This window comes from Actinoplanes aureus, assembly GCF_015704865.1.
In the GTDB taxonomy this organism is placed as follows: Bacteria; Actinomycetota; Actinomycetes; order Mycobacteriales; family Micromonosporaceae; genus Actinoplanes; species Actinoplanes aureus.
The window spans coordinates 74,755-87,221 of record NZ_JADQTO010000004.1; the positions used below are offsets into that span (position 1 = coordinate 74,755).

7 protein-coding genes are annotated in these 12,467 nt (G+C 71.9%); 4 read left to right on the forward strand and 3 right to left on the reverse strand.

Translation table 11 applies throughout. The annotated features are described in order from the left end of the window. Positions 1-75: 75 nt before the first annotated feature. Positions 76-621 (reverse strand): acyltransferase, encoded by a 546-nt coding sequence (locus tag I4J89_RS09095; RefSeq protein WP_196413428.1) that lies wholly within the window; start codon positions 619-621, stop codon positions 76-78. 99 nt (positions 622-720) lie between these two features. Here I4J89_RS09095 and I4J89_RS09100 point away from each other — a divergent pair, with 99 nt between their 5' ends. The 3 genes from I4J89_RS09100 to I4J89_RS09110 are packed head-to-tail and all read left to right on the forward strand — an operon-like array spanning position 721 to position 6,836. Continuing rightward, complete coding sequence (locus I4J89_RS09100) at positions 721-2,805, forward strand: bifunctional glycosyltransferase/CDP-glycerol:glycerophosphate glycerophosphotransferase (protein ID WP_196413429.1); 2,085 nt, start codon at positions 721-723, stop codon at positions 2,803-2,805. Beyond that, positions 2,798-6,130, forward strand: a complete 3,333-nt coding sequence (locus I4J89_RS09105; RefSeq protein WP_196413430.1) for a CDP-glycerol glycerophosphotransferase family protein — start codon at positions 2,798-2,800, stop codon at positions 6,128-6,130. The genes I4J89_RS09100 and I4J89_RS09105 overlap by 8 nt, the downstream gene beginning before the upstream one ends. A gap of 19 nt (positions 6,131-6,149) precedes the next feature. Next, complete coding sequence (locus tag I4J89_RS09110) at positions 6,150-6,836, forward strand: GOLPH3/VPS74 family protein (RefSeq protein ID WP_196413431.1); 687 nt, start codon at positions 6,150-6,152, stop codon at positions 6,834-6,836. Positions 6,837-7,093: 257 nt separating this feature from the next. Here the strand turns inward: I4J89_RS09110 and I4J89_RS09115 are convergent, their stop codons facing one another. Both I4J89_RS09115 and I4J89_RS09120 read right to left on the reverse strand, forming a co-directional pair. Continuing rightward, entirely contained in the window at positions 7,094-8,746 is a 1,653-nt protein-coding gene (locus I4J89_RS09115) for a phospho-sugar mutase (RefSeq protein ID WP_196413432.1), read from the reverse strand. A 29-nt stretch (positions 8,747-8,775) separates the two neighbouring features. Further along, a complete protein-coding gene (locus I4J89_RS09120; RefSeq protein WP_196413433.1) occupies positions 8,776-10,674 on the reverse strand; it encodes a serine/threonine-protein kinase in 1,899 nt (632 codons plus the stop codon). A 205-nt stretch (positions 10,675-10,879) separates the two neighbouring features. Between I4J89_RS09120 and I4J89_RS09125 the strand changes: the two genes are divergently transcribed. Continuing rightward, entirely contained in the window at positions 10,880-12,445 is a 1,566-nt protein-coding gene (locus I4J89_RS09125; RefSeq protein ID WP_196413434.1) for an acyl-CoA mutase large subunit family protein, read from the forward strand. Positions 12,446-12,467 lie beyond the last annotated feature (22 nt).

Consider the following 12,467-nt stretch of genomic DNA (forward strand, 5'->3'; position numbering starts at 1 on the left):
CCCGGGGGGGGGGGCCGGGGGGGAGTCTCGCCCCGGGGGCGGCCCGGGGGGGTTGCCGGGGGGCCTCGACGTGTCTCAGGGGCGGCGTTCCGGATCCCGGCTGACGATCTCGCCCTTCTCGTCCACCCAGCCCCGGGGGCGGGCGGGGTTGCCGGCGACCAGCTGGTACGGCTGCACATCCTTGGTCACGACCGAGCCGGCCGCGATCATCGCGTACTCGCCGACCTCGATGCCGCAGATCAGGGTGGCGTTGGCCCCGATCGACGCGCCGCGCCGGACCAGGGTCGGGGTGATCGTCCAGTCCGGGTTCTGCGCGCGCGGTCGCAGGTCGTTGGTGAAGACCGCGCACGGGCCGACGAAGACCTCGTCCTCGATCGTGACGCCCTGGTACACCGAGACGTTGTTCTGGATCTTGACGCCGCTGCCGACCACGGCGTTCGCGTCGAGGTAGACGTTGCGGCCGATGACACAGTCGTCACCGACCACCGCGCTGGACCGTACGTGCGCGAGGTGCCAGATCTTGGTGCCGGCGCCGATCTGGGCGCCCTCCTCGACGTCGGCCGAGGGGTGCACGAACGGTGGCCGATCGCCTGCCGAGGGCTGGTTGGTTTCGGAATTCATGCAGCCAGTGTCGCTGGTCGCCGACCCCGAGTCGCAAGGAGCCCGGTGCTACCCTTGCGCTCTCCTCGACGACGTCACACGGATGGTCTGCGTCCATACATGCCGAACTTTCTGAGCGTAATCGTGCCCGCGTGGAACGTGCAGGGCTACCTCACCGAGTGTCTGGACTCCGTGCTTCGGCAGCAGCGGGTCACCGAGGTGGAGCTCGTGGCGGTCGACGACGCCTCACCCGACCACGTCGGTGAGCTGCTGGACGAGCGCGCCGCCGCGGACCCGCGGCTGGTCGCGCTCCATCTCGACAGCAACGGTGGCCCGGGTGCCGCGCGCAACGCCGGCCTGGATCGTGCCACCGGCGAGTACGTGTGGTTCGTCGACGGCGACGACCGGATCGTCCCGGACTCGCTCGCGGTGATCGAGGCGCGGATCCTCGAGGAGAAACCCGACGTCCTGGTGGTCGGTGTGGCGCGGGAGCGGTGGAACCGCAAGGTCTCGCGCTGGCTCACGCCGTCCGGCCCGCGGACCGGTGCCGAGGCGCTGACCGTGGCCGCCCCGCCGGTCGGCGCGCTGCTGGTGCGCCGGCAGTTCCTCGTCGACTCCGGGATCCGCTTCGAGCGCGGGCTGTACGAGGACGTGTCGTTCGCGTACGCGGTGCTCGCCGCGACCGACAACGTGGCGACCGTGGAGCCGGCCTGCTACGTCCACCGGCTGGACCGGCAGGGCTCGTCGCGGTCCGGCCGTTCCGCCCGGCACGCGGACGCGGTGACGCAGTACGACCGGGCGCTGAGCCTGCCCGTGCTGGCCGCGGCCAGTCCCGAGGTCCGCCGTCGTGCCGTGCACCACGCGGCCGGTGAGCTGTACAGAATCCTGGACAAGGTGCCGGCTAAAGCCCGGCGCGGGATGTTCGACAGGATCTCCGAGCTGCTCCGCAAGCACGAGGCCGGGAGTCCTGCCGCCGGCTCGTACCCGGCCTATCGGGTGTTGCGTGCCGGCCGCAGGCTCGCCGGCGGGCTGATCCGCAAGCCGCGCCGGGCGCTGCGGTCCGGCCGGGTCACGCTGCGCAAGGCCGGCCTGCGGGCGTACTACCACTGGCAGCTGCGACTGCCGATCGACGAGAACCTCGCGGTCTACGGGGCGTACTGGTACCGGGGTTACTCCTGCAACCCGGCCGCCATCTACGAGAAGGCCCGGGAGCTGGTCCCGCAGGTGCGCGGGGTCTGGGTGGTCAAGCCCGGCGCGCAGGCGGTGCCCGCGGACGTGCCGACGGTCGCTCCGGGCACGCGGGCCTATTTCCGTACGCTCGCCCGCGCCAAGTACATGATCAACAACGCGACGTTCCCGCCGTACGTGGTGAAGCGCCAGGGCCAGATCCAGGTGCAGACCCACCACGGCACGCCGCTCAAGACGATGGGCCTCGACCAGCCCCGCTTCCCGGCTTCGCTGAAGAACTTCAACGCCGAGCGGATGCGCCGCAACCTCGACAAATGGGACTTCAGCGTCACGGCCAACCGGCACACCACCCTGCTCTGGGACCGGCAGTTCCCGATCAAGGGGGAGACGCTGGAGACCGGGTACCCGCGCAACGACCGGCTCGCCCTGGCCACCGACCGGGACGTCGCCGCGGCCCGCGCCGAGCTCGGCATCGAGCCGGGTGAACAGGTCGTGCTCTACGCACCGACGCACCGGGAGTGGCACTCCACCTTCACCTCGTTGCTGGACGTGGACGCCCTCGCCGAGGCCCTCGGGCCGAACGCCCGGATCCTCCTGCGCGGCCACTACTTCTACGACTCGCTGGGCTTCCCACCACAGCACCCGCGGGTGCTCGACGTGTCCACCCACCCGTCGGTGGAGACGCTGGCGATCGCCTCCGACGCGCTGATCACCGACTTCTCGTCGGTGATGTTCGACTACGCGGTCCTGGACCGGCCCGTGATCATCTTCGCGCCGGACTGGGAGATCTATCAGGCGGTCCGTGGCGTCTCGTTCGACCTGGAGGCCGAGCACCCCGGTACGTTCGTGCGGACCTTCGACGAGCTGGTCGACGCCTTCCGCAGCGGTGCGATCGACGACGAACCGGCCCGGCGGGCGCGGACCCGCTTCCGGCAGCGGTTCTGCTCGCTGGAGGACGGTCATGCCGCCGAGCGGGTGGTCCGGCGCGTGTTCCTGAACGAGAAGATCGATGGCTGACCTGGTGCCGGGACTGATCAGCGTGATCGTCCCGGTCTACAACGTCGAAGCGTTCCTCCGGGACTGCCTGGACTCGCTGCGAGCGCAGACCTATCGCGAGCTGCAGGTGATCCTGGTGGACGACGGGTCGACGGACGGCTCGGCCGCGGTCGCCGAGGAGTTCGTCGCGGCGGATCCGCGGTTCCAGCTCGTCCGCCAGGCGAACGCCGGCCTCAGCGCGGCCCGCAACGCCGGCATGCCGGTCGCGACCGGGGAGTTCCTCGCCTTTGTGGACAGCGACGACCTGCTGGCCGCGCACGCGTACGAATTGCTGATCGGCGCGCTGGCGGGTGGCGCCGACTTCGCCTCCGGTGGGGTGCTGCGCCTCAATTCGCGCGGTACCCGCAAGGGCTCCCCGCACCGGCACGCCATCACCCGGACCGACCTGGCGGCGCACGTCTCCACAACGGACAGCCTGCTCGCCGACCGGACGATCTGGAACAAGCTGTTCCGCCGGGCCTTCTACGACCGGCACGGATTCGAGTTCCCGGTGGGCCGGCTCTTCGAGGACGCACCGGTCACCGTCCCGGCGCACGCGCTGGCCGAGCGGGTCGCGGTGGTGAACGAGCCGATCTACTTCTGGCGGCAGCGTGAGGGCGCGGCGCTGTCCATCACGCAGACCGGCAAAGACCGGCGCAACATCGTGGACCGGTTCCACTCCATCGACCTGGCCGCCCGCAAGCTGGCCGAGGGCGGTCAGGACCAGCTGCGGAAACGCTTCCTGGAACTGTCGATCGAGGATCAGCTCAGCAACTACTTCAGATACCTGCCGTCCGCTCCGCCGGAGTCCCGGGCGACCTACATGGAGCTGGCCCGGGCGTACCTGGAGCAGGTCGACGAGACGCTGGTGGACCGGCTGCCGGTCAAGATCCGCCGGCACTGGAAGCTGATCCGCGAGGGCCGGACCAGCGACCTGATCGAGCTCATCGACCACGGCTTCCGGTCACCGGCCAAGGCGGTCAAGGCCGGTGGCCTGGAAGCGACCGTACGATCGGTGCGCTGGCAGGACGGCAAGCTCCTGCTGACCGGCGCGGTCCGTTCCCCGGCCGACCCGGGCAGCCGGGTGGGCCGCCTCAAGCTGTTCTGGGCCTCCGGACCGGCCGGCACCCGGCGGATCCCGCTCTGGGCTCGACCGCATCCGGACGGCTTCGCCATCACCCTGCGGCCCGACTCCCTGCGTTCCGGGAAAGGCTGGCCCAAGGGCGACTGGGTGATCTCGGCCGCCATGACCCACGGCTTCAACGTCCGGCGGACCAGGCTGCGGATGCCGCCGAACTGGGCCGAGCCGATGCCGCGTCATCTGGTCGCCCCCGGCGTCTACGTGTTGCCGGCCGTGGTCAACGGTGCTCTGCGGATCTCGGTGGTGAAGGCCGACGGCTGGCTCACCGCGAGCCGGCGTGAGGGCGACGACCTGGTCCTGGTGGGCCGGCTGCGCCGCCCGGCGGAGTCGGCGCGGATCCAGATGTCCCGGGTGCCGGGCGTGGTCGCCGGCACTGTGGAAGCGGAGATCGCCGGGGACGGTCACGAGTTCAGCGCGCGGTTCCCGCTGGACCGCATCGCGCTGGACGTCCGCGACGACAACCACGCGGACGGCCGGTACGCCCAGCGGCTCTTCGTCGAGCTGGTCACCGGCCGGCCGTCCCGCCTGCTCGCCGCCGACGGTTATCGGCCGATCCGGACGGCTCACGGCACCGACGAGGTCTACACCGCCCTCTCCGCGAGCGGCGCGGTCTCGGTCTGCACCCGCCCGCAGGGCCCGGTGATCACCGGCGCCCGGTGGCGGGACGACGGCGTCCTGGAGCTCAGCGGCGACAGCCCGGTGCCGGCGGAGGGCGAGTTGCTGCTGCGCCTGCGCGGCCGGCGCAAGGACCTCGGCCTGCCGCTGCGAGTCGAGGGCGGCCGCTGGGAGGTGGCCGTCGACCCGGCTGCCGTGCCGACGCTGGCCGGCCCGCTGCCCCTGGTCGGCGGTGTCTGGGACCTGACCTTCCGGGCGGCCGGGCGGCACCACGACACGATCGCCCCGCTGGACCTCGCCGGCACCCTAACGCCCGGCCTGCCGCTGGACGGGCCGGAGGTCGACGGCGTACGGGGCCGGCTGCGCTGGGGCCAGCACGAGCACGCGGTGCTGGAACTGACCGTCCCGGAGACCACCCCGGAGGAGCACGCCGGCCTGCTGGCCCGGCACTTCCCGGAGACCGGGCGGGCCGCTCTGCGCGACGTCGTACTGCTCGACGCCGCACCCGGCCGGCGCTTCTTCGACGATCCGGCGGCCGTACTGGCCGAGCTGAACTCCCGGCCGGACGCGCCGCCGGTGCTGTGGACGGTCGACCGCGGCCAGCCGCTGCCGGACGGGGCCGAGCCGGTCGCCCTGGGCAGCGACGCCTGGTACGCCGCGCTCGCCACCAGCCGCTGGGTGGTGGCCAACGACAACCTGCCGCTCTGGTTCCGGCCGGCGCCGGGACAGGTGGTGCTGCGGCTCGGCGGCGGCTGGCCGGTGGCCCGGTCCGGCGCCCTCGCCACCGGCCATCCGCTCGGCCAGAGCCTGGTCGACCAGTTGCGGTCGGACGCGGCGATCTGGACGGCGGTGGCATCGCCGAGCCCGACCGCCACTCCGGTACTGCGCCGGGAGCTCTGCTTCGACGGGCCGGTCCTGGAGTACGGGCGACCGGCCAACGACCTGCTCGCCGCCACGGACCGGGAGGCCGCCCGCACGCAGGTGCTGAACCGGCTCGGCCTGCCCGCCGACACCCGCCTGGTGCTGTACGCACCCACCCGTCGCCCGTCGGACCTGCGCCGGCGCGGCAGCAGCGATCCGGGCCGGCTGCTGGACCTGCTCGGCGTGGTTGCCGGGTTGCCACCGGGTCACCGGTTGCTGATCCGCCGCCATCCCGGCGTGCCCGACGACGTGGCCGACCTGGTTTCCGGCGTCCTGGACGTGACCGCGTATCCCCGGGTGGGCGAACTGCTGCTCGCCACCGACATGCTGATCACCGACTATTCGGCGCTGCTCGCCGACTACGCGGGCACCGGCCGCCCGGCTCTGCTGTACGTGCCGGATCTGGAGGAGTTCGAGGCCTCGCCCGGGCTGAACGTGGACCTGGCGAAGGAGGCCCCCGGGCCGCTGCTGCGTACCTCCGCCGAAGTCGTGGCCGCGTTGCGGGACATTCCCGCGATCGTCGGCGCGCACCGGGCGCGGGCTGCGGGGTTCGCCGCCACACACGGCTCCGGTAGCGAAGGGGGAGCAGCTGCGAAGCTGGTCGACTGGCTGCTGGCGGCTGGGCGTTGAGCCACTATCGTTGCGAGATATGACCCCCATTCCGCTCGCCGAGGAACTCCTCCTCCTCGCGTACGACGATCAGACCGGCAAGGCGTCCGGCTCCCGCATCGGGCTCGATCTGGGCATGGCCGCGGCCGTGCTCATCGACCTGGCGCTGGCCAACCGGATCGCCTACGCGGCCGACGGCTACCTCAAGGTCGTCGATGCCACTCCGCTCGGCGACCCGGTCGCCGACGCCGTCCTGGAGAAGGTGGCGGCGGACGAGCCGCACACCCCCGCGCAGTGGCTTCAGCGGCTCCGGCACCGCCTGCGCATCCGGGTCCTGGAGGACCTGTGCGCCCGGGGCGTGGTGCAGGACGTGGACGAGACCCAGCTGGGCGTCATCCACGTGCACCGGTACCCGACCTCCGACCCGGCCTACGAGGCCGAGATCCGGCAGCGGCTGACGGCCGCGCTCACCGGTGACTCGCTGCCGGACGAGCGGACCGCCGCGCTGGTCACGCTGCTGGTCGCGGCCCGGATGGAGCCGGCCCTGAAGCTGCCGCCGGAGGAGGCCATCCGCGCGCACGAGCGGCTCGAGGAGATCGCCAGCAACGCCGGCTTCCTCGGCGACGTGAGCCTGGAGGACTCCATCGTGCGGCCGAGCGTCGCGCTGGTGGTGGCCACCCTGGGCAAGGCGATCACCGCCGCGCTGGGCGCGCCCAAGCCTCTCTGATCTACGGGGTCGTCCGAGGAGAGCAGTTGCCGCTGCTCTCCTCGAAGCCTTTGGGTCGCGGTGAGCTGTTCACTTTCGGCCTTTGGGGGTACGCCTCCGCGGTCACGCCGAATCGGGGCCGTCCCTCGGCTCCCGCGCGAGCCAGTCGCCCATGCCGGGCCCCGACGCGACCGCCGGGCTTGAGCAGGCGGCCGGTCGGGTCGCCGGCTCAGGTTGGTCGCGGCGGGTTGTCGTTGCTGAGCGCGACCAGCCCCCGCTCAGACGCCCAGCACCGCGGCGATCTCCGTGCGCAGCGTGGCCAGCCCGGCCGCGGCGCGCTGCCGGGCCGCTTCCAGCCCGTCCTCGGCGACCGGTTCGACCACTTCGAGGTACGCCTTGAGCTTGGGTTCCGTGCCGGACGGCCGGATCACCACGCGCACCGCCGCGGTCCGGAACGTGAGCACGTCGTTCTCCGGGAGCAGGTCGATCGCCTCGGTCACCGGAGCACCGAGCAGGGTGGCCGGTGGCTCCCGCCGGGCCCGTCCCATCGCCCGGCCGATCTCGGTCAGATCCTCGACCCGGACCGAGAGCTGGTCGGTGGCGTGCACGCCGAACTCGGTCGCCAGCTCGTCGAGGCGGTCGGCGAGGGTGCGACCGGACGCCTTCAGCTCGGCCGCGAGCTCGGCCACGGTCAGCGCGGCGGTGATGCCGTCCTTGTCGCGGACCAGCGCCGGGGCGACGCAGTAGCCGAGCGCCTCCTCGTAGCCGAACGCCAGCTCCTCGGCGGCCCGCACGATCCACTTGAAGCCGGTCAGGGTCTCCGCGTACGGCACGCCACGGGCGGCACACAGGCGGCCCAGCAGCGACGACGAGACGATCGTGGTCGCGTACGTCCCGGTGGTGCCGCGCCGGATCAGATGGTCGGCCAGCAGCACGCCGAGCTCGTCGCCGCGCAGCGGGCGCCATTTGCCGCCCGGCCCCGGGATGGCCACCGCGCACCGGTCGGCGTCCGGGTCGTTGGCGACGGCCAGGTCGGCACCGGTCGCGTCGGCGAGCGCGAGCAGCCGGTCCATCGCACCCGGCTCCTCCGGGTTCGGGAACGACACCGTCGGGAACTCCGGGTCCGGCTCGGCCTGGTCACCGACGACGGCCGGGACGGCGAATCCAGCGGCGGCGAAGGCGGCGGCCACCGTACCCCCACCCACCCCGTGCAGCGGCGTGTACGCGATCCTCAGGGCCCGGGAACCGCCCTCCGAGAGAACGCCGGCGGCGCTTCGGACGTACCCCTCAAAGATCGTCTCGTCGAGAAGCGTGCCCGGCTCGCCCAGCGGGACCACCGCGAGGCTGCCGACGGCCCGGATGGCCGCCTCGATGCCGGCGTCGGCCGGCGGCACGATCTGCGCGCCGTCACCGGCCGGTCCGCCGAGCTGCCGGCCCAGGTAGACCTTGTAGCCGTTGTCCTGGGGCGGGTTGTGACTGGCGGTGACCATCACGCCGGCCACCGCGTCGAGGGCGCGTACCGCGTACGCGAGCACCGGGGTGGGCAGCGTGCGCGGCATCAGCAGGGCCGGCCGGCCGGCACCGGTGGCGATCCGCGCGGTCTGCTCGGCGAACTCCAGGGAACCGTGCCGGGCGTCGTACCCGATCACCAGCGGTCCCTCGCCGCCCTCGGCGGCGAGCCAGGCGACCAGCCCGGCCGCCGCCTGGGTGACCACCGCGAGGTTCATGCCGTTGGGGCCGGCGCGGAGCCGGCCGCGCAGGCCGGCGGTGCCGAAGGTGAGCGGGCCGGAGAACCGGTCGCGCAGTTCGGCCGCCGTGGCCGGCAGGCCGTCGATCAGCTCGCGCAGTTCGGCCCGGCTCGCCGGATCGGGATCATCGGCGAGCCAGGCCTCGGCCCGGGCCGTCAGGTCAACATCAACTTCGGACGCCATCAGAGTTTGATAGCACAACCGAGCAGCTCTCACTGCTCCAGTTGGTAGGTCTCCAGCATCTTGTCGAAGATCGGCTTGCTCTGCTCGAACTGGCTCTCCTGGGCGGTCAGGTAGAACGAGTAGGCCTTCCCGTCCGTCACGATCGCACCCCACAGGCCGTGCCGGGCGGTGTCGCCCTCGCCGCAGGTGTATTCCAGGACCGCGCCGGAGCGCCCGTCGATCGTCGCCTTCGTCAGCCCGACCCGGTTGTACGGCTTGGGGCAGCTGGTCGCACGCTTCTTCAGACCGTCCTCGGCGACGCCCAGGAAGCTGGTCGGCGTGCCCTTGGAGGTCTCGACGAGGATCCGGACCTTGTGCTTGCCGTCGGCCGGGTCGGCATAGTCGACCCAGTTCCCGGAGGCGTTGCGCTTCCACTCCTTCGGCACCTGCACCGTGATGCCGCGGTCGTTGTACTCCTGCGTCTCGGGCGCGGCCTGGGCGGGCGGGGCGGACGCGGACGGCTGGGTCGCGGCGGATGTCGACGGCTCGCCACCGCCGGTCAGCGAGAACACCAGGATCAGCGCGAGCGCCGCGGCGAGCCCGCCACCCCCGACCGCCAGCTGCTTGTTGCGCGGCCAGGACCGGAATGTGGTGACCGCCCGGCCGGTGACGTCCCGGGCGGTCCGCGTCACGTTCTCCAGCGCCATCCGGCGCTTCGCCGCCGGGGCGGTCACCACTCTGCCCGGGGCGGGCGCGGCGTTCCACGGGTTCTGCGGCGGGATGACGCTCGTCGGGTCGGCGGACGGGATCTGGTGCGCGGGCATGGCACCGGTCGGATAGTGGGCCGCGTTCTCCGGCTCCGGGACGCGCCGCCGTCCGGCCGGCGAGTTCTGCTGCTCCAGTTTCGCCAGGTGGTCGGTGAGCGACTCGCCCGGCGCGAGCATGGCCCGGCCGCCGATCTGGCCGCTGGGCTGCGGCGGGATCTGCTGGGTCTCGGCCGGCGCCGGGCTGACCGGCCGGGGCCCGGACACCACCGAGTACGGGTCGGTCGTCATGTGCGGCGGGCTCGTGCTGGCCAGCGGTCCGGCGAGCTGCTGGCGCAGCATGGTCCGGGCGGTCAGCACGTCCATCCGCTGCGCCGGGTTCTTCTCCAGCAGGCCCATCAGCACCGGGGTCAGCGAGCCGGCCCGCACCGCCGGAGCGGGCGGGTCCTCGACCACGGCGTGCATGGTCTCGATCGGGTCGCCCTTGTCGAACGGCGGACGGCCCTCGATCGCGGTGTAGAGCGTGACGCCGAGCGAGAACAGGTCGCTGGGCGGGCCGAAGTCGTGGCCCATGGCCCGCTCCGGCGAGATGAAGTGCGGTGAGCCCAGCACCATGCCGGGCGTGGTCAGCTGCACGTCGGTCGGCATCCGGGCGACGCCGAAGTCGGTCAGCACGCAGCGGCCGTCCTGGCAGATCAGCACGTTCGCCGGCTTCACGTCGCGGTGCAGCACGCCGTGCGCGTGGGCCACCTCGAGGGCGCCGAGCAGGGCTATCCCGATCTTGGCGACCACCCGGGGGGAGACCGGGCCGTCCTCGATCACCATGTCGGCGAGGCTGCGGGCGTCGAGCAGCTCCATCACGATCCACGGGCGGCCGTTCTCGTGCACCACGTCGTAGACCTGCACGACGGCGGGGTGCTGGAGGGCGGCGGCCGCACGGGCCTCGCGCATGGTGCGCTCGTACATCGCGTCACGGTCGCTCGGGGCCAGGCCGGGCGGGAGGATGACCTCCTTGATCGCCACGTCGCGGCGCAGCAGCGTGTCCGCCGCGCGCCACACCGTTCCCATGCCGCCGTGACCCACCGCGGCGCGCAGCGTGTACCGCCCGCCGATGAGCGTGCCCGGGGCTGCACGTCCGCTGGGGGGAGCGCTGTTGCCACCGCTCCACGTCGGAATCTGAGTCACTGAGGATGCCACCGAGGGGGTATAGGGGCTGTCGACCAACCCCGCTATCTTGCCCGCTGGTGGCCTCTCAACAAAAGTCGCGGGCGGAGTGTTAACCACACTTCCACCGTGGGTAGCCGCAGGGTGGCCCAGGGTTGATCGGTATGAACAGTCAGTGCAAAATCCCTCACTCTGGGCGGCCTGAACGAGCCTTAGGATCATTCGAGTGAATGCAGAGTCGGGGTTCCCCATCCAGCCGGTGTACGGCCCCAGCGACGTGCCTGCGGACGCCGGAACCGATCAGCCCGGTGAATATCCGTACACCCGCGGGGTCTACCCGACGATGTACACGAAGCGGCCGTGGACCATGCGGCAGTACGCGGGCTTCGGCACCGCCGCCGAGTCCAACGCCCGCTACCACCAGCTGCTGGCGGCCGGGACGATGGGCCTCTCGGTCGCGTTCGACCTGCCCACCCAGATGGGGTACGACTCGGACGACCCGATCGCGCACGGTGAGGTCGGCAAGGTCGGTGTGGCGATCGACTCGATCGACGACATGCGCCGGCTCTTCGACGGCATCCCGCTGGACCAGGTGTCCACCTCGATGACGATCAACGCTCCGGGCTCGGTGCTGCTCCTGCTCTACCAGCTCGTCGCCGAGGAGCACGGGGTGCCCGGGACGGCCCTCTCCGGCACGATCCAGAACGACATCCTGAAGGAGTACATCGCCCGCGGGACGTACATCTTCCCGCCGAAGCCGTCGCTGCGGCTGGTGGCGGACACATTCGCCTACTGCCGGGCCGAGATCCCGAAATGGAACACCATCTCCATCTCCGGCTACCACATGGCCGAGGCCGGTGCGACGCCCGCGCAGGAGATCGCGTTCACCCTGGCCAACGGCATCGAGTACGTGCGTGCCGCGATCGCCGCCGGCCTGGCGGTCGACGACTTCGGGCCCCGGCTGAGCTTCTTCTTCGTGGCCCGGACCACGCTGCTCGAGGAGATCGCGAAGTTCCGGGCGGCGCGCCGGATGTGGGCCCGGATCATGCGCGACGACTTCGGCGCCAAGGACCCGAAATCGATGATGCTGCGGTTCCACACCCAGACCGCGGGCGTGCAGCTCACCGCGCAGCAGCCCGAGGTCAACCTGATCCGGGTGGCGATCCAGGCGCTTGGCGCGGTGGCCGGCGGCACGCAGTCGCTGCACACGAACGCGTACGACGAGGCGATCGCGCTGCCCACCGAGAAGTCGGCGCGGCTGGCCCTGCGCACCCAGCAGGTCCTCGCCTACGAGAGCGGCCTCACCGGCACCGTCGACCCGTTCGCCGGCTCGTACGCGGTGGAGGCTCTGACCGACGCCGTGGAGCGCGAGGCGACCGCCCTGATCGACCGGGTCTTCGAGTACGGCTCGGCGGTCGACGCCATCGAGCAGGGTTTCCAGAAGGGCGAGATCGAGACGTCCGCGTACCGGATCGCCAACGAGATCGACAGCGGGGAACGGGTGGTGGTCGGGGTCAACCGGTTCGCCGCCGAGTCGGAGGAGAAGTACGAGCCGCTGCGGGTCGATCCGGCGATCGAGGCGGCCCAGGTGGCCCGGCTGGCGAAACTGCGGGCCGAACGGGACGAACCGGCGGTACAGGCGGCGCTGGCAGATCTGGCGAAGGGCGCCGCCGGAAGTGCGAACGTCTTACCGTTGATGAAAGCCGCGTTGCGCCTCCGTGCCACCGTTGGGGAGGTCTGCCACACGCTGCGCGGTGTCTGGGGCGTCTACCGACCGGTCGAACGCTTCTGAACCGCGAAACGTACTCGTAGTG